This is a genomic window from Roseobacter sp. HKCCD5988, assembly GCF_037830355.1.
Lineage (GTDB): Bacteria > Pseudomonadota > Alphaproteobacteria > Rhodobacterales > Rhodobacteraceae > M30B80.
The window spans coordinates 927,032-948,602 of record NZ_JBBLYJ010000001.1 but is presented as its reverse complement, the minus strand read 5'-3'; the positions used below and the strand labels follow the sequence as shown (position 1 = coordinate 948,602).

Sequence of the window (21,571 nt, the reverse complement as noted above, 5' to 3'; positions counted from 1 at the left end):
CCTCGTATGCGTTTTTTGCATGGGATCGCATTTAAAGCTGCACGGCGCTTGTGTATTGCCACCCTAATATCGCCTAGATATAGGGAGCATTAATCAATCATCAAGGTTTGCTAGGGTTTACAATATGCCTAAAATCAACGGCAATGAAATTCGTCCCGGAAATGTTTTGGAACATAATGGTGGCCTCTGGGCCGCTGTAAAAGTGGATCACGTGAAGCCTGGTAAGGGCGGTGCTTTTGCTCAGGTCGAGATGCGCAATCTGCGCAATGGCAGCAAATTGAACGAGCGTTTCCGCTCTGCGGACAAGGTAGAACGCGTGCGTCTTGAACAAAAAGACCAGCAATTTCTCTATGAGCAAGATGGAATGTTGGTGTTCATGGACGCCGAAACCTATGAGCAGATCGAATTGCCTGCGGAATTGTTGGGCGACCGCCGCCCCTTCTTGCAAGATGGGATGACCATCGTGGTGGAATTCCATGAAAGCGAAGCGCTCAACGCAACCTTGCCTCAGAAAGTCACCTGCAAAGTTGTGGAAACAGAACCCGTGGTAAAGGGCCAAACAGCCGCGAATAGCTTTAAGCCCGCAATCCTCGACAACGGCGTAAAGGTTATGGTTCCGCCCTTTGTCGGCCAAGAGGAAATGATCATCGTGAACACCGAAACGATGGAATATTCCGAACGCGCCTAAACACGCACGCGGTCGGTCAGATCAAATGCCCTGCGCGATGCGTGGGGCATTTTTCGTTTGGCAGATCACTTTGACCAAGGGTTGTCGCCGCGCGTCTTGCGGGTCACCCGCGGCACACGGGTGACTGCGGGTGGCGCATTTTTGGGCCGACCCACAGCAGGAATTCGGCTTTGGCCGAAGCGATATTGCGCCTCTTCATGGGGGGGAACCCCCGCGGTGCGCGCCCAAAAAGCCTGAGCGCCACGATTGATCCAAAACGGCAGCATCAATGCGAAGCCCACGATAAACCCGCCCGCATGGGCCCAATAGGCCACACCGCCACCTGTCGCATCCATCGACAGACCATTAAACAGCTGCAGCCCAAACCATAGCCCCAACATGGCCCATGCGGGCACAGTGAAGACTTTGAAGAAAATGATGAAGATAAAAAGGATGTCGATCTTCGCGCGCGGGAATAACAGCAAATATCCCCCCATCACCCCAGCGATGGCCCCAGAGGCACCCACCATCGGCACTTGCGAAGCGGGGTTTGACAAAATTTGTCCAAACCCCGCTGCGAGCCCTGCGACAAGGTAAAAGGCCAAAAACCCAACATGCCCGAGCTGATCCTCTAGGTTATCGCCAAAAATCCATAAGAACAGCATATTGCCGATCAGGTGCATCCAGCCGCCATGCAGAAACATGGACGTAATCAAACTATGGGGATCTCCGCCCTTCAGCACTTCGGCGGGGACAAGCGCCCAACTGTCAAAAAACCGCGCAAGACCTGTAGGGGTCGATGAAAGTTCGGGGTAATAGCCCAGAAACACAACAACATTCACCAAGATCAGACCGATCGTGATCACGGGCTTACGGTTGGATGGGTTATGGTCGCGTATCGGAAACATGACACTGCCATCTTCGCGGGACCGCGCCTGTCGTCAAGGCTTATCCATCCAGTTTCTCAGCCGCGAGGATCATACGAATTTCGCGGCGCACCAATTTGCGCAGAATGCTGGTAATCCGTTGCCCCAAATCACCCTGCAATTCCTCGCGGACAACACGCGCAACAAGGGCGCGTAACGCAACTTCGTCTTGCTCGGCCAAGATGAGATCGGCCTCTTTTGCAGCGAACCGCATATGCGGGGCATGGCACAAGTCATCAACAAGATCCTCCGTTGCAAGATCATCTTCTTGCCCCTCTGGCTCGGGCTCAATCGTGTAGACAGGGGGGGGCTCCGCTTTGGGCTTGGCCCTCAATGGCGGCGGCGGCGCGGCGAAGCGGGTCAGGGTTTCCACCTCCTCGTCATAGCCATCTTCATCGGCTATCTCGGTTGATATAAAATTATGATGCCTTTCAGGCGCGTCTTGTTGCGCTGCATCTGCCTGATCAGGCAGGGGATCTGCAGCGGCAGCCAAGGCAGCACCAAGCGCATCTTGCGGTGCGGCTGATGGCGAAGCGCCGCCATCTGCATAATCCGCCAAGCGATCTTCACGCGCCCAAGCCCGTTCATCGCCAGACGCGTGATCTGCAGGATCAAGGGGAATCACTGCCCAAGGGTTTTCAGGCTCACTCACCCGTTGGCTTGGGGACAGCACCAATTTTTGCTCAACAGCGTCACCAACTGGGCGCGTTGGTCGCAAGTGTGGTTCTGCGCGCAGCGCGCGGCGCTCGGCCGATGACACCGTTTGCGCGGGCGCTGTCTTAGCCACCAAACGGCGGATGGAAGAGAGCACATCCTCTATATCATCGCCGTCTTTATCTTCGCTCATCCCGTCACCCCAAATGCCATCCGCTTTGCGGTCTTGTTGCCGATCTCACCTGCATCGCGGGGCAGAACATTTTGATCACAGTAAAATAGTAAATTATTTATGTATTTATTTAATTATATACTCTGCAAGAAAGTCAAACAGCAACGTAAAGAATTCTGCCGATGCGGCAGCTGCGACACGTGACACGGCAGGGCGGATGCAAGACCAGTGGCCTAGATATGAAAAACCCGCCCCATGGGGCGGGTTTCATCGAGCCTAGTCGCGACTTGGCCGTTTGGGCTTACTCACGCCCTAAGCGTTCCAGAACACCGTCAAGGCGGCTGCCTTGCACCGATGGGCGGCCAAGTGGTGCGCCTGAGAAGCGCGTGCCATAGGCGTCAGCATCGTATAGCTCTACATCCAGCCCCATCGCCTCTGCGGTCAGCCCGCCCATCGCATTTAAAACGCTGTAGCTTGCCGTATAGAGATCCGTCTGCGCCTGAATGCGGGCTATGCGCGCATCAAGCAGATCTTGTTCCGCATTCAGCACATCAAGCGGGGTGCGCGCACCCAAAGACGCCTCTTCACGGACGCCTTCAAAGGCCAGCTGCGCCGCGTTAATCTGCTGCTCGGTGGCCGCAATTTGCGCGGATGCGATAGAAAGGCGCGCATAAGCATTGCCCAAGTTTTGGATGACAGTTGCGGTCTGGCGGCTCAAATTGGATTGAGAGGCTGCAAGATTGGCCAGCGCAGTCCGCTCAAGAGAGGCCAGCCGCCCACCTTGGTAAATGGGTTGCGTGATGGTCAGCGACAGACGCTCGCTGTTTCCGATGGTATTGGGGGCCCCTTCCCGCGTGTCTGTCGAGGTCGCGCTCATGCTGACAGTTGGGCCATAAGCGGCACGGGCCGCGGTCAAATTATATTGATTGGCCGTCACCTCATGCTGTGCGGCGAGGATCAAGGGGGCTGAGCTGCGCGCAATCATTTCCGCTGCCTCAGCAGATGAAGGTAATTCGGGCCGCGCACCTGGTGCGCCAAGTGCCTCTGGTGCTACGCCCACGGCCAATTGATAAAGTTCGCGACTGATGCTGAGCGTCCCTTGCGCCGCTGCCAAAGCGGATCGTGCCGCAGCCATCTGCGCCTCGGCCTGCGCAACATCGGTTCGGGTGGCCTCGCCTAAATCAAAGCGATCTCTTGCGGCGCGTAATTGTTCCTCAACCACCCGCAAATTGGATTGACGCACATTCACCACCTGAACATCGCGCCAGACATTCATATAGGCCGTGACAGCATCAAGCAGCACCTGCCCCTCAAGCCCCAAAAGCTGCGCTTGGGTGGCCTCGGCGGAGGCCCGCGCCGCCGCAATCTGAGCGCTGCGACTGCCACTTGCAAACAGCACCAAATCTGCGGTGAGGGCAATGGTTTCGGTCAAGCTGCCTGCCGCGTCCGTGCGCGCCCGCTGTGCAACCATATTGAGGGTGGGTCGCAACGCGGCAACGCGCTGCGCAATGCCTTCATCAGCAACTCGCGCAAGATAGCGGTTTTGCTCGAGCAGATCGGAATTTTCATAGGCCGCTTCCATCGTGGCCTGCAACCCTTGTGCGCTCACCTGCCCTGCCCCGAGAACGGACAGGGACATGGCCAAAGAGGCGCCAAAGATCTGAAAGGATTTCTTGATTCGAACACTCACAAGCAACACTCCCTCACGGGACCCATAGGCGCCCCAAATTCACTTCGTGCCGCCGCTGATGCGCGTGCTTAGAGCTGAAACGCCGCTTCGCGCTTGAACCCGTCTAAAACAGGCGCATTGGCATGGCACAACAGCCGCCAATTCATTTGGCCGTCAATTTTGCGCCCAATCCGCAATTCGCAAAGTTGACCAACCGCGAAGATCGCGCCCATGCGGCCACCTTCCTTCAATTGATCCGTCAGGCTTGTGGGCATGGTTTCAACAGCCCCGTTCACAACTATGACGTCATAGGGGCCATATTTGGTCGCGCCTCCAACATGGCTTGCGCAAATCATTGCGGCATTATCAACAGATTGTGCTGCGAAATTTGCTTCTGCCTCTTGGGCAAAGTCGGCATTTTCTTCGACCGCGACCACAGCCTCGGCCATATGGGCCAACACCGCACTGGAATAACCAAGGCCTGCGGCGACATCGAGAACCAGATCACTCGGGCCAATGTCGAGCGCGTCCAACATTTTCGCAAAACTGCGGGCTTCAAGGACCACGCGACCCGCCCCAAGGATCAGGTTTTCACCAATATAGGCCACATCCTGCATATCGGCGGGCACATAGGCCTCGCGCGGGATGGCAAGCATAGCATCAATCACCTGGAATTTCGTGACATCTGAGGGGCGCACTTGGGTGTCTACCATCGTGACGCGGCGAGATTTAAAGTCGGCCATTCAACTGAACCAATGAGTCTAGTTTACGTTGTTCTTGCTATGGCACATGGCGGGCCCTCGTGCAACGCCTGCTGGGCGCTTTGGTGCAAGTTAGGTCTGCTTTGCCGCATCCTTGCCCAAAATTCCCCCGCAATGGGGTGATAGACGCGCGCATCACATTAGATTAACACTTGCGCAAGGGCGGCCTGATTGATGCCCATCTGTCAGTTTATTTGTATTTCGGTTAACCAGTATGACGTCAAAAATCAGCATTGATCTTGGCACGGCCAACACCGTTTTCGTGGATAGCGAGTCGGGCGTGATCTTGGATGAGCCATCTGTCGTGGCGTTTCACATCAAAGACGGGCGCAAAAAGCTGTTCGCGGTGGGTGAAGATGCCAAATTAATGCTCGGCAAGACGCCGGAATCGATCCAAGCCTGCCGCCCCCTGTCCGATGGGGTCATCGCCGATTTTGATGCAGCTCAAGAAATGATTGGCGCGTTTTTCCGCAAGGCCTTGAACCGTTTCATGCTGCGAAAGCCGATTGTCTATGTCTGCGTGCCATATGGCGCCACCCCCGTTGAAAAGCGTGCGATCAAGCACTCGGTCGAAGCAGCAGGGGCGCGCAAAGTTGGGCTAGTCGAAGAACCGATGGCCGCCGCACTTGGTGCGGGCCTGCCTGTTCTTGACCCACGCGGCGCGATGATTGTCGATATTGGCGGCGGCACAACCGAAGTTGCCGTTCTCTCCCTGGGCGGCATTGTCACAGCACGCTCAGTGCGCATCGGGGGCGACCATTTTGATGAGGCTATCTCAAACTTCATCAAGAAAAACTACAATTTGAACGTGGGCGTCTCATCCTGTGAAAAGCTCAAACATGAGATCGGCACCGCCATCTTCCCCGCAGATGGTAAAGGACGGAGCGCCACAGTGCGGGGGCGCGATGCCTTTAATGGCCTGCCCAAAGAGCAAGTTGTGACCGAACAGGATGTGGCCGAGGCACTGCACCCGCTTATCGAACAGATTTGGACGGCGGTGATGTCACTGCTCGATCAAACACCGCCCGATCTGGCATCGGACATCCATGAATATGGGTTGATGCTTACAGGCGGTGGCGCGGGCCTCAGGGGCATTGACAAAGCCTTGTCTGACCTCACGGGCGTTCCTGCAACCGTGGCCGAAAATCCCAAATATTGCGTGGCCTTTGGCACCCAAATTGCGATGAATTTGGGCAAGCGTATGGAGCACGCTATACAGCGCGATCCATAGGGTCGCAGCGGATTGACCCTTGGCCCTCCAAAGGCATATTATATCATATTGATAATTTTTCTGGATGAATGATGACGCCGTTCTCTCCCACAAGCCCGAATGAACCCAACCTTGACCGCCCACGCGGCACCGCGTCTGCAACAGTCATCCATGCAGGTATGACGATTGAGGGGAAGTTGCGCAGCAATGGCGATGTCGTCATCGAAGGCAGCGTGACGGGCGACATCACGGGTCATAACGTCACCATTGCCCACGGGGCTAAAGTGCGCGGCACAATCACCGCTGACATGGTTAAAATCGATAGCCAGTTCGAGGGCACGATCACCTGCAGAAAGCTGCAAATCGACAGCAACGCGCAAGCGCGCGGCGAATTCAACCAAAACATCCTCGCCGTGGCCTTTGGCGCGCGCTTTGAAGGTAATGTCACCGTGAAGCAGCAATCTAGCATGGTGATGAACGATTGAACCGCGCAGCAATCAATAGGTACAGCACCATGAGCGCAGAGTATGAAAACGCCAATGAACTGGTCTTTGTGTCCAATGCCTCGCAGATGAAACTTGCGCGCAGCATGGATGTTGAGGCGCCATCGACCGAATATTTGCGTAACCTGCCCGAATACGCCGCCGATTACTCAATTTGCCAAGGCATGATCGCAGATTGTTTGATGAGTGATGGTCAATCGCTTGATCTTTCGGGGCTTAACAATTTGGTGGAATTGCCCTCAAGCATCGCCAAATGCAGCAATTTGCGCAGCCTGAACATTTCAAACACCCGCGTCACCAGTCTACAGCCTTTGCGTGGCCTGTCTCATCTTGAGCGCGTTTCAGCTTGGGCCGCGCCAATTAGTGATCTCAGCCCCGTGGCGGGTATGCGCAGCCTGACCCATCTGCAGCTTGGGGGAACATTTATATCGGACATCACAGCTTTGCGCGAATTGACGGGGCTGCGCTATCTCGATGTATCTCATAGCCGCGTTGCGGATATCAGCCCGTTGAGCCTGTGCAAAGATCTGCGGGAATTGATTCTGCGTGACACCGAAGTTTATGACATCACGCCGATTGCGCGGCTGCAACGGCTTGAGATCCTTGACCTCAGCCTTTGCCCCGTGGATCCATCCATGATCCAAACGGGGCCTCGCATCAAAATCGTGATCCGTGAGGCCGATGCGGTGGAAAAACCAAGGCGCAAGGGACTGTTTTCAAGCTAACCCCACCCGTTCTTCCGCGCGTTTTGCCCTCTTACCACTTGCGCAAGCGCAAACCTTGCAGTAGCACCGCCCCATAGACACCACAGATACCCCGAAGGCGAGTTGGCGGAGTGGTGACGCAGCGGATTGCAAATCCGTGTACACCGGTTCGATTCCGGTACTCGCCTCCACTTGCCCCCAGTTTTAGTATCCTCATACAAAAATCGTCCTAAGCGGGTAGATTGTTCGCGCCATTCGTGCGTCCATGCAAAAAAGAACGAAAATGTTCTGTTGAATTGAAAATTGCGGAACAAATTTCCTCGATCAACTCTGCGACTTGACAGGAATTCTGCCGATCCACCTTGCTTAGAATTTTGGCCGCCTTCGGGGCTGTTTTCTGATGTGCTGTCCCCTTGTCAGTCATGCATTCTCACGTCACATGCGGCGCCATAATCGTCCCTCTCACCCGAAAAACGAGGCCATGAGATGAAACTTCTTTCTTATGCAGCCGCAGCCCTAGTGCTGATGGCAAATGTTGCAGCAGCGCAATTTGGCCCTTTGGTCAGCCCCGCTGAATTGAACGCCAGCTTGGGCACAAATGCGCCCGTTATCTTGGACATTCGCGCGCCTGCCGCAGCCGAAGGTCAAGAAAATGTAAATACCTACAGAGCAGGCCATATCAAGGGCGCAATCAACGCCCCCTATGGTCGGTTCCGTGGGCCTGCTGAAAATCCTGGCCAATTGCCCAGCGCCGAAGAGCTGACCGCATTGTTGCGTGAATTGGGTTTGCGCCAGAACCAGACTGTTGTGATTGCCCATCAAGGCGCGAATGAAACCGATTTCGGTGCCGCGGCGCGTGTTTATTGGACGTTGAAATCCGCAGGTTTCGGAAATCTGTCGATCCTCAATGGCGGCGTTGCCGCATGGACGGAGGCAGGGCTTGCACTGTCGACCGAGGCAACCACCCCAATTCCAAGCACGATCACTGTCACCCTCTCTGATCAGTGGACAGCCACGGCAGAGCAAATCCAGACTGTGATTGCAGGCGGCAGCAATGGTTTGTTGCTTGATGCGCGCCCTGAAAGCTTCTGGAACGGTGACCAAAGCCACCCTGCCGCTGCCCGTCCAGGCACGCTGCCGCAGTCGCAATATTTTGTGCATAGCAGCTGGTTCGACAATGGCCCTGCAATTGTGGACGCCGATGCCGCGCGTGCTTTGGCCGAGGCCGAGGGGTTCACGGATGCAGAAACCTTGGTGTCTTTCTGCAACACCGGCCACTGGGCTGCAACCAACTGGTTCGCCCTCTCGGAATTGGCAGGGATTGAGAATGTGAAACTCTACCCCGAATCCATGGTCGGATGGTCGAATGCAGGTTATGAGATGGCCAATGTCCCAGGCCCAATCCGCAACCTGTGGAACCAGATCAAATCGGTTTTCTAAGGAGAGACGCAATGGCGCCGCTGGCCCAAAGCGACCAAAGCAGCCACTTAGACCGCCCCCAACGCCCCGCGCGTTGGGGGCGCCTTGCCTTGCTGATTGGCGCGATTTCTTTTGTTTTGATCCTTGCCGCCGCTGCGGGTGCGCGGTTCGGTCTGCTTTTGCTGATCGGTCTTGGCCTTGGTGCAACGCTCGAAGGGTTGCGGTTTGGCTTTGCGGGGCCGTGGCGCGCGATGATCCTGCGCCGTGATCCATCGGGCCTCTTTGCGCAGCTCTTGGCCATCGCCCTTGTGGCCGCTGTGGCCTTCCCGCTATTGGCCAGCCATTCGGGCGAGTTGATCGGGGCCCATGCGCCCATCGGGTTTGCCATGGTGGGCGGTGCTTTTGTCTTTGGCATCGCAATGCAAGTGGTTCTGGGCTGTGGCTCTGGCACCTTGGTTAATGCAGGCAGCGGCAATCCCGTGGCATTGGTCGCGTTACCTTTCTTCGCCATCGGCAGCTTTCTTGGCGCTGCACATCTCAACTGGTGGACGTCACTTGGCACTTTGCCTCTTGTCGCGCTTGAGGGCGGCGCAGGCCTTGGCCTGACCCTTATGGGGCTTGGCAGTGTCGCGCTCATGGTGTGGATTTTCGCCGAACAAGGCCAACGCCGCCTGCCCCGCCGTCTTGTGATGGCCGCAATATTGGTCGCTCTCTTGGCACTGGGCAACCTTGTGGTCGCAGGGCAACCTTGGGGCGTGGTTTACGGTCTTGGCCTTTGGGTGGCTAAGTGCGTCAGTGCGACAGGCGTTGATCTGACGCTCAACCCGTTTTGGGGAAGCCCCGCCCATGCTGAACGCATCGCGCAAAGCCTTTTGACCGATGTTACCTCGCTCACCAATCTTGGCCTGATCGGGGGCGCATTCATCGTGGCCGCATGGCGCGCTGGCCTCTCGCAACCAATCCCGCGACTGCCCTTGATTGCGTGGGGTGCTACGATCCTTGCGGGGCTTGCGCTTGGCTACTCCTCACGCCTTGCCTTTGGCTGCAATGTGGGTGCCTTTTTCAGCGGCATTTCCACAGGCAGCCTGCATGGATGGGTTTGGTTTGCAGCAGCCTTTGTTGGATCCATCATCGGTGTGCGTCTGCGCCCGCTTCTACAACTGGAGCCCCGCACATGACATTGTCTCGCAAACATAGGGTCATCGCGCTGTTCGTGATGATCGGCGCTCTTTTGGCTTTTGACCTTAGCCACAGCGCACCGCTTGATCCATTCCGCGCGCCTGCCATTCTGGCACTGGGTTCAGGTCAAGCCGCCAGCGGCGCGCATTGCGCCACAGCGCCCAGATCTTAAAAAATGACGCGCGAAGGGTCATCTTCGCGCGTCATTGCATCACAACACCTTCGCAATACGATCAAGCGCAGCGAGGATATTCTCGGTGGAATTGGCGTATGAAAAGCGCACATAGCCCTCGCCCATCGCGCCAAAACTCGTGCCCGCCACTGTGGCCACGCCCGCCTCGTTCAGGAACAGGTTCTGTGCCTCCACGGCAGTCATGCCTGTGCCCGAGATATTTGGGAATGCATAAAACGCACCCGCCGCATCGGTGCAGGTCACGCCTTTGAGGGTGTTCAACCCCTCAACAATCACTTGTCTGCGCGCATCGAATTGGGCGACCATCTCGCGCACGGCATCTTGAGGGCCATTGAGCGCCGCAATCCCTGCAAATTGTGTAGCGGCATTCACACAGGAATGGTCATTGATGCACAGGCGGGTCACATGCGGCACGCAGGCCTCAGGCCAAACGGCATAACCCAAACGCCACCCTGTCATCGCATAGGTCTTTGACCACCCATCTAGCATGATCAATCGATCCCGAATTTCGGGATATTGCAGAAGCGAAACATGCTCGCGCCCGCCATAAAGCATGTTGGAATAGATCTCATCCGACATCAGCGCCACATGGGGATGATCCAAAAGACCCGCGACTAACTTGTCGATCTCTTCCTTCGGGGTCACACCGCCCGTTGGGTTTGCGGGCGAGTTGATGATGATCAACCGCGTCTTGGGCGTGATCTGTGCCAAGACCTCCTCTGCCGAAAAGGAAAACCCGTTTTCCTCGCGCAGCGCAATCGGCACAGGGGTTGCCCCTGAATAGCGGATGACAGATTCGTAAATCGGGAACCCAGGGTTGGGATACATTACCTCGGCGCCAGGCTCGCCGAACATCATCACCGCAAAGAACATCGTGGGTTTACCCCCAGGAACGGCGACCACACAATCAGGGTTCACCTCTACCCCATGGCGGCGATGCAAATCGGCGGCCACCGCCTCGCGCAGTGCGGGCAGGCCATTGGCGGGCGTATAGCCATGATGACCATCCCGCAGCGCCTTGATGCCTGCCTCAACGATATGCTCAGGCGTCCGAAAATCGGGCTGACCGATGCCCAGATTGATGATGTCGCGCCCCTCGGCGGCCAAGGCTTGCGCGCGGGCCAAAACGACAAAGGCAGATTCCGTGCCCAAGCGAGACAGGCTTTGGGCGAATTTCAAGTCAGACATGCACGCTCCCTCTATGATGCGCGGCCAAAATGGCCACTCTTTTTTGGTATACCAAACTTGTGATACCCAAGGCACAGAGCTATGTGAAGAGGGCAGCAACCTCAAGCATGACGCGCGAAGGCTTGCATCTCACAACTTAGGCAAAGGGGCCGAGACATGCAAAAGATCGGGATTATCGGATTGGGGTCTATGGGCTATGGCATGGCGCGCAATCTGATCAAGGCGGGTCATCAGGTTTGGGGCCATGATATTAACCCCAATGCAGTCGCGCGACTTGTGGCAGATGGCGCACAAGCAGGTGCGCTCCTAGATCATGCCGAGGCTTTGGACGCGCTAGTTGTGGTCGTGCTCAACGCGGCGCAAACCGAAGCCGTCCTTTTCGGCCCTGAGGGCGTGGCGGCGGCGCTTCAACGAAACACCGTGATCCTTTCTTGCGCCACAATCCCCCCTGCTTTTGCCGCCGAAATGGAAGCGCGCGCAGAAAGCGCAGGGCTGCTTTATCTGGACGCGCCAATTTCTGGCGGGGCGATTAAGGCTGCCTCGGGTGAGTTGACGATCATGGCCTCGGGGCGCAAAGCGGCCTTTGATGCCGCAAAGCCCGCACTCGATGCCATCTCTGCAAAGGTCTTTGAAATGGGCGACCGCGCGGGGGCAGGCTCCGCGATGAAGGCCACAAATCAAATGTTGGCAGGTATTCACATCGCCTCAATGGCCGAGGCGATCACCTTTGCGCTGGCACAGGGCATCTCTCCTGAGCGGTTTTTAGAGGTGGTGTCGCAAAGCGCGGGAACCAGTTGGATGTTAGAAAACCGCGCCCCCCACATCATCGAAGGTGATTACACCCCACGCAGCACCATCAATATCTGGCCCAAGGATTTGGGGATTGTGATGGATATTGCGCAAAACTCGGGCTTTTCTGCCCCGATCACTGAGGCCGCGCTTGCTTTATTCAAGGAGGCCGCGGCGCAGGGTCTTGGGGCAGAGGATGATGCAGCCCTTGCCAAACTCTATGCCAAGGCCGCAGGTCTGACCTTACCCAAGGGACAATAACACAATGACCACGCTTTTTGGTGCAATTGCCGATGATTTCACTGGCGCCACGGATCTTGCCGGGCTTTTGGCACGCAGCGGATACCCTGTTTCCTTGCGGATTGGCGTTCCTGAGGAACCGCCACAAGACACAAGCCCCTTTGAGGTCATCGCCCTTAAAATCCGCACTGAGCCCGTGACAGATGCGGTTGCAGAGGCGCGCGCGGCCCTAGCATGGCTCAAGCGCGCGGGAGCACAGCAATATTTTTGGAAATACTGCTCAACCTTCGACTCGACCCCAGAGGGCAATATCGGGCCAGTGGCCGAGGCGATTATGGCCGATCTGGGTGTCGCGCAGACGATCTATTGCCCCGCCTTTCCCGAAAATGGCCGTGCCATTTTCATGGGCAATTTGTTTGTGGGCCAAGTGACGTTGTCAGAAAGCCCGATGAAAGATCACCCCCTGACGCCCATGCGCGACAGCAATCTGATGCGGCTTTTGCAGCCGCAGGTGCGTGGAAAAGTTGGGCTGATTGACCGCCTGACTGTCGCCGCAGGGGCCGCTGCGATTAAAAAGGCTTGTGCAGACTCGGCCGAGAAAAACGTGGCGCATATCGTTGTTGATGCGGTGGAGAACGCCGATCTTGCGCGGATCACCGAGGCCTGCGCCGATATGCGGTTTTTGACAGGCGGCTCTGCGATTGCGATGCAGATCCCCCAGATTTATGCCAAGCGCGGCCTACTGGCTGCGCATGAGATAGAAACCACATCCCGCGACATCGCGCCAGAAGGGGTCGTTTTATCTGGCAGTTGCTCTGCCATGACAAATGCACAAGTTGCGCGGTATCAATCCCAAGGAAAGCCCAGTTTCCAGCTTGACCCCCTAAGCCTGAAGGCACGAGGCCTGCAACCCGCCATGGATTGGCTTGCAGCGCAAGATCTCGCAGCGCAGCCCCTAATCTATGCGACCGCAACACCCGATGCGGTGCGCGCCGCACAAGACCAATTGGGGAAGGCTGAGGCGGGCGCAATCGTTGAGGCGGCACTTGCAGATTTGGCCGTTGCCGCACGCGATCAGGGCGCACGGCGGATTGTGGTCGCGGGCGGGGAAACCTCAGGCGCGGTCACAAAGGCCCTGCGGGTCGACAGGTTGGATATCGGGCCTGAAATTGCCGCAGGCGTGCCATGGTGTTTTTGCACATCAGAGGGGCAGGATATCGCCCTCACCCTCAAATCTGGCAATTTTGGCGCAGAAAGCTTTTTCAGTGATGCTTTCGCAAAATTGGAGGACGCATGAGTTCAGAATCCAAACTGCGCGAGCAGATTTGCCTCTTGGCGAAATCGATGTTCGATCGTGGCCTGACGGGGGGATCAACAGGCAATATCTCCGCCCGCACCGAAGATGGGGGGCTTTTGGTTTCGCCTACGGGCAGTTCTTTTGGGCGGCTTGATCCCGCAGAATTGTCCCGCTTCGATTCAGCGGGCCGACATATCGCGGGCCTGAAACCAACCAAGGAAATGCCGCTTCACAGTGCCTTTTACGAGACACGAAAATCAGCAGGCGCGGTGGTTCATTTACACTGTTGCCATTCTGTGGCGTGGTCAATGATGCCTGAAATTGACCCCAACAATGTGCTGCCGCCGCTGACCCCTTATGCGATCATGAAACTGGGCAAGGTGCAGCTTTTGCCGTTCTTCATGCCAGGCGATGCCGCAATGGGCGAAGCCCTGCGCAGTCTAGGGGGCAAGCGCAGCGCCGTCTTGCTTGCCAATCACGGCCCAGTGGTTGCAGGCAAAGATGTCGAGGCCGCCTGCAACGCAATTGAAGAGCTGGAGGAAACAGCCAAGCTTGCGATCATGATGCGTGGCTTTGATGCCCGCGCCTTGACGCCTGCACAGGTGCGCGATGTCGTGCGTAAATTCGAGGTGGAGTGGGATTGATGCGTTTTTCTGCAAATTTAGGGTTTCTATGGGCTGACCGCCCCCTGCCTGATGCCATCCGCGCTGCAAAAGCGGCAGGGTTTGATGCGGTCGAATGTCATTGGCCCTATGCCCATGACCCGCACAACGTAAAGGCCGCCTTAGACGAAACGGGTCTTGAGATGCTTGGGCTCAACACAAGCCGAGGCGATGTTGCGGCTGGCGAAAACGGATTGGCCGCTTTGCCCAACCGCGAGGCAGAGGCGCGCGCCGCGATTGATCAAGCACTCGACTATGCCCACATCATCGGCGCAGGCGCTGTGCATGTGATGGCGGGCTTCGCCAGTGGCGCAACCGCCCATAAGACCTTTGTAGTCAATCTGCGCTACGCGACCACACAGGCCGCCGAAAAGGGCATCACAGTATTGATTGAGCCCCTCAATCACTATGATGCAAAGGGCTATTTCCTTTCGACAACCGCACAAGCGGTCGCCATCATAGAAGAGGTCAAAGCCCCAAATTTGCGGCTGATGTTTGATTGCTATCATGTTCAGTTGATGGAGGGGGATTTGACCAACCGCCTCAGCCGCCTTCTGCCTGTGATTGGGCATATTCAATTTGCCTCTGTGCCTGATCGTGGCACCCCTGATCATGGTGAGGTGAATTATGGGCATATCTTCTCCCATATCGACAGCCTTGGTTGGGCCCGTCCGATAGGTGCAGAATATAAGCCGAAAATCGAGACAGACCTGACCTTAGACTGGATGGCACAGTTTCGCTGATCCCCGCGCATGTTTGGGATTGCGGAGGGTCTTTTTCTGCGCCAAACTGGTATGACCAGTATACCAGAATCATGGCAGCCCATGTCCGACCGCGACCAGATCATACGGCCCAAAAAACTGTCAGACGAAGTCGAAGATCGCCTGTTGGCCTTGATCCGCGCGGATGACCTCAAACCAGGTGATGCTTTGCCAAGCGAGCGCGCCTTGATGGCGCGCTATGGCATTGGCCGCCCTGCCATTCGCGAAGCCATGCAAAGCCTGCAGCATAAAGGCGTGATTGATATCCGCCACGGCGGCAAGCCGCGCGTGGCAACCCCATCCTTGGATGGGGTTATTGATCAATTGGGCATTTCCATGCGCCATATTCTGACGCATTCGCACTCCTCTCTAGAACATCTCAAGGAGGCGCGCGTGGCCCTTGAGGTCGAAATGGTGCGCATTGCCGCAGAACGCCGCAGCGCAGATGACTTGAACGATTTAGAACAGCTTTTGCGCGCCCAAGCCGCCGCCAAGCGCGATGTGCCGCTTTTTACCCAGATAGACGGGCAGTTTCACCGCCGCATCTCGGCCATATCGGGCAACCCGATCTTTGAAACCCTGACCCATGGCGTGTTCTCTTGGATGAGCGCCTTTCATAAAGAACAGGTTCACAAATTGGGCCTAGAGCCACTGACCTTGACCGAACATCGCGCCATTTTGGATGGAATTGCCCGTAAAGATACCAATGCCGCCGCCCGTGCCATGCGCGAGCATTTGGAGCGCGCCAATGCCCTATATCATCAGGATCACGCGCAATGAGCGACAGATTTGAAGCAGATTACCTGATCGAAACCCCGATTGACCCTGCCCGCGCCGCCGCCGTGATGGCGGGCGAGCAAAGCGCGGGCACCTTTGTAAAAGTGCCGGGCGAAACGCCAGAACTACAGGCCCGCGCGGGGGCCCAAGTGGTTTCCCTAACTCCGCTTGATGCAACCGACAGCCCAAGCTTGACAGGCGGGCAGCAGGGCACGCGCTATCAGCGCGCCAAGGTCACACTCAGTTGGCCCTTGGATAATATCGGCCCCGATTTACCCAACCTCATGGCTACGGTCGCGGGCAATCTTTTCGAATTGGCGCAATTCTCAGGGCTACGTTTGCTGGATATCCGCCTGCCGCGCGCATTTGCGGATGCCTATTCTGGCCCAAAATTTGGGATCAGCGGCACCCGCAAATTAGCAGGGATTGCGGATGGCCCGCTGATTGGCACGATTATTAAACCCTCTGTCGGGCTTGACGCGCAGGAAACTGCCAAATTGGTCGGCACACTCGCCGAAGCGGGCATTGATTTCATCAAGGATGATGAATTGCAGGCCAATGGCCCTGCCTGCCCCTTCGAGGAGAGGGTGAGCGCGGTGATGGATGTCATCAACGCCCATGCCGACCGCACTGGTAAAAAGGTCATGTATGCCTTCAACCTAACAGGCGAAGTCGATGAGATGCGCGCCCGACATGATTTTGCCCTCTCAAAAGGTGCAACTTGCGTGATGGTCAGCCTCAATTCGGTCGGCGTGGCGGGCTTTTTGGGCCTATCACGGCACAGCGCGCTGCCTCTTCATGCTCATCGCAACGGATGGGGATATCTCAGCCGCGCCAAATTGTTAGGATGGGACTATGCGGCATGGTCAAAAATCTGGCGCTTGGCGGGGGCAGATCATATGCACGTCAACGGCCTCCAAAACAAATTCAGCGAAAGTGACGCAAGCGTCATCGCCTCGGCCAAATCTTTGCTCACCCCACTCTTTGGCGATGCACCCTGCATCCCGATGCCCGTCTTTTCATCGGGCCAATCCGCGCTGCAACCCCCTGAAACCTATCGCCACCTCGGCCATGCAGATTGCATTTATGCAGCAGGAGGTGGGATTATGGCCCACCCTGATGGGCCGCGCGCAGGTGTCGCGGCATTGCGGCAATCGTGGCAAGCGGCGATGGCGGGCATCCCCGCCGCTGATTATGCCAAATCCCATCCCGAGCTTGCCCGCGCGCTAAAGGCCTATGCGAAATGACACTTCCCGTTGGGCCATTAATTGCCTTTTTGGGCGATGATTTCACAGGCTCCGCCGCCACGATGGAGGTGTTGAGTTTTGCAGGCCTGCCAACGGTGCTGTTCCTTGCGCCTCCGACAAAGGCGCAAGCGGCGCGATTTGGCGCGATGCGGGGCATCGGCATTGCCACCACCGCGCGCAGCCAATCACCCGATTGGATGGCCAGACATCTGCCACCCCTTTTTGCGCATTTGGCCGCTACGGGCGCGCCCCTGTTGCATTACAAAACCTGCTCCACCTTGGACAGCGCGCCGCATACAGGCTCGATTGGCAAGGCAGTTGAATTAGCCCTTGCGGTGCGCGGCAGCGATTGGGTTTCTTGCTTGATCGCCGCACCACCGTTACGGCGCTACCAAGCCTTTGGTCAGCTATTTGCCGCCGCAGGGGACGCCATCTTTCGGCTTGATCGCCACCCTGTGATGGCATCCCACCCCGTAACCCCGATGCAAGAGGCCGATGTGGCCATGCATCTGCGGAAGCAAACCGGCCTGCCGCTTGCGACACTGACGCTTGAGCATCTCAACCCCACAGGCCTTGCATCCTTGCGCGCCAACGCGCCCGCGAAAATCATAACGCTTGATTGCATCGACATGGATCACGCGGCGCAACTGGGCGCGTTGATCTGGGATGCCGCAGGGGCGGATGGACATCTGGCAATAGGCTCGCAGGGGGTGGAATATGCACTGGTGGCCCATTGGCAAAAATCGGGCATTATACCCCTGCCCGAACCCGCCCCAAGTTTTGGCAAAGTGGATCAGGTGATTGCGATTTCGGGCTCTGTCTCACCCACCACTGCGGCGCAAATTGCCCGCGCTGAAGAAGATGGGTTTGTCGTCATCCCACTGGACGCTGCCGCACTGATCAAGGGCGGCGATAGCGCCAAGCGGGCTATGACCAACAGCTATGAAGCCGCACACGCCGCGCTCTCCCAAGGGCGCGATCCGCTGATTTGCAGCGCGCGCGGGCCAGATGACCCGGCCGTTGCGGCCATGCGCGCGGCGCTGTCAGCATCTCAGCATACACCGCATGAGGCCAATGCGCTCATCGGCACAAGTCTCGGCGCGCTTTTGCGTGATCTTTTGCGCGGCACGGTCGTTGCGCGCGCGATCATTGCAGGCGGCGACACATCAGGCTTTGCCGCTCAAGCGCTCGGGTTGTTTGCCCTCACCGCGATTGGCGCAACCACGGCAGGCGCGGCCCTTTTGAAAGGGCATAGCGACACACCCGAATTTGATGGTTTGGAATTGGCCCTAAAGGGCGGGCAAATGGGTAGCCCTGATTATTTCTCTTGGATCAAAAACGGCGCGCGTGCCGAAGCGAAAGGATAGATCATGACAAAAATTGCACTTCTTGGTGCGGGCGGCAAAATGGGTGTGCGGATTGCGCGCAACCTTATGCAAAGCAGCTATCATCTTGCCCCCGTCGAAGTGACCGAGGCAGGCCAAGCACGCCTTAAGTCGGAAACGGGGCTTGATTGTGTAGCCGCTGAAACCGCCCTTAGCGATGCGGATGTTGTTGTCATGGCTGTGCCAGATCGCCTGATCGGCAAAATCGCGCATGGCTTTGTGGATCAATTGAAATCTGGCGCGGCCGTGATCGTGTTGGATGCTGCCGCACCCTATGCAGGTCAGATGCCCGTGCGCGAAGATGTCACTTATTTCTGCACGCATCCCTGCCACCCCCATATCCTAGAGGCACATGACAGCATTGCCGCGCAGGAGGATTATTTTGGTGGGATCGCCGCGCCGCAGGGCATTGTCTGCGCGCTGATCCAAGGGCCAGAGCCGCATTATGCGCTATGTGAAGATATCGCCAAAGTGATCTATTCCCCCGTTGCGCGCTCGCATCGGTGCAGCCTTGAAAATATTGCTGTTCTGGAACCCGCCCTTTCTGAGACGGTCGGGGCAACAATGGCCTTGGCGCTACGCGAGGCAACAGATCGCGCCGTATCCATGGGCATCCCTGAGGCGGCCGCACATGATTTCATTTTGGGCCATCTCAAAATTGAATTGGCCATCGCCTTTGGCATTTTCCCTGAGGGCAAATTTTCAGACGGGGCCTTGATGGCGATTGATAAGGCGCGCTCTGTGATCTTCCAACCCGATTGGCTAGATCGCGTCTTTGATCTGGCCGCCGTCAAGAAATCCGTCACTGAAATCTGCGAAGATTAACGGTGCGGCAGTGAAATCAAAGCGTTTCTATTGCCGTTAAAGTGCAAATATGCCCTGCATCATCAGATTAATATGGTTGCACGAGCCAACCTATTGCTGAAAGATTTTTGTGAAGATCAACGAGTTGGCGATACTCCAAAACCCGCTGCTGCAAATCGAGGACTGATGGAATGGATTTTACTATCAAACGGGTCACTGTTAGCCGTGTTGAAGGAAGTGGAAGCGGTGGGGACTATTTCCAGCAAAGCAAAGACCACTGGCTCATAGGCTCTTTGATCGCCAATCCGATGTCAGGGCACGATGACTATAAAAAAGTGAGAACAAGCTGGGGAATAGACGTTCTAGGATCGATAGTAGTCGAAATCGAAACTTCTAATGGGACAATTGGAGTTGCAACAGGATTTGGTGGTGCGCCTGCAGCTTGGATAATTAATCATCATTTTAACCGTTTTTTGGTTGGCCAAGACGCAAGAAATATTAATCTTATTTGGGATCAAATGTATCGCGCCAGCTTGCCCTACGGGCAAGCTGGTTTGCCAATAGCGGCTATCTCTGCTGTTGATTTGGCCTTGTGGGATTTACTGGGAAAACTACGCGACGAGCCTGTCTATAATTTAATTGGCGGGTGTAGCCGTCCAGAAATATCGTTTTATTGTACCGGCCCTAATGCCAAAGCCATAAAAGACATGGGCTTTTGGGGGGCGAAAGTACCGCTTCCTCATGGCCACTATGATGGAATTGATGGAGTAAAACAGAATTATCAATTTCTGAAAAAGCAGCGGGCCGAAATCGGAAGTGATTTTCCTTTGATGGTGGACTGCTACATGTCCTTAACTCCAAGCTATGCTGTCGAACTTGCAAAAGCTTGCTCTGATCTGAACATTTATTGGTGGGAAGAAGTACTGCAGCCGACAGATATTGAAGGCTATCGCATAATAAGAAATGCTCATCCCACACTAAAGTGGACGACAGGTGAACATAACTACACTAGGCATGGATTTAGAAAGTTAATTGAGGAACGAACCATCGACGTTCTTCAACCTGATGTCATGTGGGTAGGCGGCTTAACTGAACTTCTACGCATTGCGGCACATGCATCAGCGTATGATATTCCCATTATTCCTCATGGCTCCGGTCCTTATAGTTACCACTTTATAATGAGCCAAAACGAACAACCGAGATGCGAATATGTTACATCAGCACCTGATGGAACCTATATACGACCGGTTTTTGGTGAATTGTTTAGCGACGAACCCGTACCAAAAAATGGAAAACTCAAATTAGAGTCGAAACCGGGTTTTGGGATGACGCTCAATCCTGATTGTAAACTTGCACAATTCTGAACTTTAAATAGATATAAGTGGAGCTCCTTATGACTGACGTACTTGCAATTGGGCCATACAGCGAACGTGATATTTCAGGTCTAAAATCTGCTTTTGATCCTATTTTTTTGGACACGCCTTCTCAAATGCATGAACTCGATGCAAGCGAGCGATCAAAAATAAAAGCACTTGCGTTCAAGGGGCACACCTCGTTTGGCGCTAATGAAATCGCAATGCTTCCAAACCTAAACCTCATAGCAAATTTTGGGGTTGGGTATGATGCTATTGATATTTCGGCTGCAAATGAACGAAACATCAAAGTTACCAACACTCCAAATGTTCTTAATGATGACGTGGCGGATCTAGCCGTTGCAATGTTGTTGATGCAAGTCCGAGAAATGGCTCAAGCTTCCGAATGGGCACATTCAGGAAACTGGAAAACTGCAGGCGAATACCGCCTAAATCGAAAGTTCTCCGGTGGGCGCGCGGGAATCGTTGGCCTTGGTCGTATCGGACGAGAAATTGCTAACCGTTTAGCGGCCTTTAAAATGGACATCCACTATTACGCTAGAACAGAAAAAGAAACCCCAGGTTGGACCTATCATTCAGACGTCACGAGCCTGGCCGCAGCGGTGGATTATTTGATTGTCGCTGTAGTAGGCGGTCCAGACACTATAAATTTTGTATCGCGCGAAGTCATTGCAGCATTGGGCCCCCGCTCGATAATTGTGAACATCTCACGCGGAAGCACAATAGACGAAGAAGCTATGCTCGAAGCGCTGGAGACTGGTAAAATTGGCGGCGCTGCATTGGACGTGTTTCTCAACGAACCCAACATTAATCCGAGATTTTATAGTTTGCCAAATGTAGTGGTTCAGCCGCATCAAGGCTCTGGAACAGTCGAAACCCGTGACGCTATGGCGGCTCTTCAACGAGACAACATTCACGCGTTCATTCAAGGATCCAATTTGATCACACCCGTCAATTAACCCAAAATAAAAACCCCCGAAAAACGGGGGTT

22 protein-coding genes and 1 tRNA gene are annotated in these 21,571 nt (G+C 55.7%); 18 read left to right on the top strand and 5 right to left on the bottom strand.

Features of this window, described 5'->3' with window-relative positions:
• Positions 1–124: 124 nt before the first annotated feature.
• Entirely contained in the window at positions 125–688 is a 564-nt protein-coding gene (gene efp, locus AAC636_RS04735; RefSeq protein ID WP_317656085.1) for an elongation factor P, read from the top strand.
• Positions 689–753: 65 nt separating this feature from the next.
• Here efp and AAC636_RS04730 read toward each other — a convergent pair whose 3' ends face one another.
• The 4 genes from AAC636_RS04730 to AAC636_RS04715 all read right to left on the bottom strand — a co-directional run bounded on the left by AAC636_RS04730 (position 754) and on the right by AAC636_RS04715 (position 4,831).
• Positions 754–1,575, bottom strand: a complete 822-nt coding sequence (locus AAC636_RS04730; protein WP_340300569.1) for a rhomboid family intramembrane serine protease — start codon at positions 1,573–1,575, stop codon at positions 754–756.
• A 40-nt stretch (positions 1,576–1,615) separates the two neighbouring features.
• Positions 1,616–2,440: a hypothetical protein gene (locus AAC636_RS04725; RefSeq protein ID WP_340300568.1), complete on the bottom strand. Its 825-nt coding sequence runs from the start codon at positions 2,438–2,440 to the stop codon at positions 1,616–1,618.
• A gap of 280 nt (positions 2,441–2,720) precedes the next feature.
• The gene (locus AAC636_RS04720; RefSeq protein WP_340300567.1) at positions 2,721–4,109 is read right to left on the bottom strand and encodes a TolC family outer membrane protein; all 1,389 of its coding nucleotides are present in this window, start codon (positions 4,107–4,109) and stop codon (positions 2,721–2,723) included.
• Positions 4,110–4,177: 68 nt separating this feature from the next.
• Entirely contained in the window at positions 4,178–4,831 is a 654-nt protein-coding gene (locus AAC636_RS04715) for a protein-L-isoaspartate O-methyltransferase family protein (protein ID WP_340300566.1), read from the bottom strand.
• A 232-nt stretch (positions 4,832–5,063) separates the two neighbouring features.
• Between AAC636_RS04715 and AAC636_RS04710 the strand changes: the two genes are divergently transcribed.
• The 7 genes from AAC636_RS04710 to AAC636_RS04680 all read left to right on the top strand — a co-directional run bounded on the left by AAC636_RS04710 (position 5,064) and on the right by AAC636_RS04680 (position 10,036).
• Positions 5,064–6,080: a rod shape-determining protein gene (locus tag AAC636_RS04710; RefSeq protein WP_317656092.1), complete on the top strand. Its 1,017-nt coding sequence runs from the start codon at positions 5,064–5,066 to the stop codon at positions 6,078–6,080.
• A 71-nt stretch (positions 6,081–6,151) separates the two neighbouring features.
• On the top strand, positions 6,152–6,544 hold the full coding sequence (locus AAC636_RS04705; protein WP_340300565.1) for a bactofilin family protein: 393 nt from the start codon (positions 6,152–6,154) through the stop codon (positions 6,542–6,544).
• A 29-nt stretch (positions 6,545–6,573) separates the two neighbouring features.
• Positions 6,574–7,287 (top strand): leucine-rich repeat domain-containing protein, encoded by a 714-nt coding sequence (locus AAC636_RS04700; RefSeq protein ID WP_340300564.1) that lies wholly within the window; start codon positions 6,574–6,576, stop codon positions 7,285–7,287.
• A 96-nt stretch (positions 7,288–7,383) separates the two neighbouring features.
• Positions 7,384–7,457: transfer RNA gene (locus AAC636_RS04695), tRNA-Cys, on the top strand.
• 295 nt (positions 7,458–7,752) lie between these two features.
• The gene (locus tag AAC636_RS04690; RefSeq protein ID WP_340300563.1) at positions 7,753–8,706 is read left to right on the top strand and encodes a sulfurtransferase; all 954 of its coding nucleotides are present in this window, start codon (positions 7,753–7,755) and stop codon (positions 8,704–8,706) included.
• An 11-nt stretch (positions 8,707–8,717) separates the two neighbouring features.
• Positions 8,718–9,863, top strand: a complete 1,146-nt coding sequence (locus AAC636_RS04685; protein ID WP_340300562.1) for a YeeE/YedE thiosulfate transporter family protein — start codon at positions 8,718–8,720, stop codon at positions 9,861–9,863.
• Positions 9,860–10,036, top strand: a complete 177-nt coding sequence (locus tag AAC636_RS04680; protein ID WP_340297382.1) for a hypothetical protein — start codon at positions 9,860–9,862, stop codon at positions 10,034–10,036. The genes AAC636_RS04685 and AAC636_RS04680 overlap by 4 nt, the downstream gene beginning before the upstream one ends.
• A gap of 39 nt (positions 10,037–10,075) precedes the next feature.
• Here the strand turns inward: AAC636_RS04680 and AAC636_RS04675 are convergent, their stop codons facing one another.
• A complete protein-coding gene (locus AAC636_RS04675; protein WP_340300561.1) occupies positions 10,076–11,245 on the bottom strand; it encodes a pyridoxal phosphate-dependent aminotransferase in 1,170 nt (389 codons plus the stop codon).
• Between the two features lie 156 nt (positions 11,246–11,401).
• On the opposite strand from AAC636_RS04675, the gene ltnD reads away from it, so the two are divergent.
• The 10 genes from ltnD to AAC636_RS04625 all read left to right on the top strand — a co-directional run bounded on the left by ltnD (position 11,402) and on the right by AAC636_RS04625 (position 21,539).
• Complete coding sequence (ltnD, locus tag AAC636_RS04670) at positions 11,402–12,295, top strand: L-threonate dehydrogenase (RefSeq protein ID WP_340300560.1); 894 nt, start codon at positions 11,402–11,404, stop codon at positions 12,293–12,295.
• A 4-nt stretch (positions 12,296–12,299) separates the two neighbouring features.
• The gene (gene otnK / locus AAC636_RS04665; RefSeq protein WP_340300559.1) at positions 12,300–13,571 is read left to right on the top strand and encodes a 3-oxo-tetronate kinase; all 1,272 of its coding nucleotides are present in this window, start codon (positions 12,300–12,302) and stop codon (positions 13,569–13,571) included.
• Positions 13,568–14,215: a 3-oxo-tetronate 4-phosphate decarboxylase gene (otnC, locus tag AAC636_RS04660; RefSeq protein ID WP_340300558.1), complete on the top strand. Its 648-nt coding sequence runs from the start codon at positions 13,568–13,570 to the stop codon at positions 14,213–14,215. Before otnK ends, otnC begins: the two co-directional genes overlap by 4 nt.
• Positions 14,215–14,976: a hydroxypyruvate isomerase family protein gene (locus AAC636_RS04655; RefSeq protein WP_340300557.1), complete on the top strand. Its 762-nt coding sequence runs from the start codon at positions 14,215–14,217 to the stop codon at positions 14,974–14,976. The genes otnC and AAC636_RS04655 overlap by 1 nt, the downstream gene beginning before the upstream one ends.
• A 9-nt stretch (positions 14,977–14,985) precedes the next feature.
• Entirely contained in the window at positions 14,986–15,774 is a 789-nt protein-coding gene (gene nanR, locus AAC636_RS04650; protein WP_340300556.1) for a transcriptional regulator NanR, read from the top strand.
• Positions 15,771–17,018 carry a ribulose-bisphosphate carboxylase large subunit family protein gene (locus AAC636_RS04645; protein ID WP_340300555.1) on the top strand — a complete coding sequence of 416 codons (1,248 nt, stop codon included), beginning with the start codon at positions 15,771–15,773 and terminating at the stop codon, positions 17,016–17,018. Before nanR ends, AAC636_RS04645 begins: the two co-directional genes overlap by 4 nt.
• Entirely contained in the window at positions 17,015–18,385 is a 1,371-nt protein-coding gene (locus tag AAC636_RS04640) for a four-carbon acid sugar kinase family protein (protein WP_340300554.1), read from the top strand. The genes AAC636_RS04645 and AAC636_RS04640 overlap by 4 nt, the downstream gene beginning before the upstream one ends.
• 3 nt (positions 18,386–18,388) lie before the next feature.
• The gene (locus AAC636_RS04635; protein WP_340300553.1) at positions 18,389–19,228 is read left to right on the top strand and encodes a phosphogluconate dehydrogenase C-terminal domain-containing protein; all 840 of its coding nucleotides are present in this window, start codon (positions 18,389–18,391) and stop codon (positions 19,226–19,228) included.
• Between the two features lie 170 nt (positions 19,229–19,398).
• A complete protein-coding gene (rhmD, locus tag AAC636_RS04630; RefSeq protein ID WP_340300552.1) occupies positions 19,399–20,571 on the top strand; it encodes an L-rhamnonate dehydratase in 1,173 nt (390 codons plus the stop codon).
• Between the two features lie 29 nt (positions 20,572–20,600).
• Entirely contained in the window at positions 20,601–21,539 is a 939-nt protein-coding gene (locus tag AAC636_RS04625; protein WP_340297401.1) for a 2-hydroxyacid dehydrogenase, read from the top strand.
• Positions 21,540–21,571 lie beyond the last annotated feature (32 nt).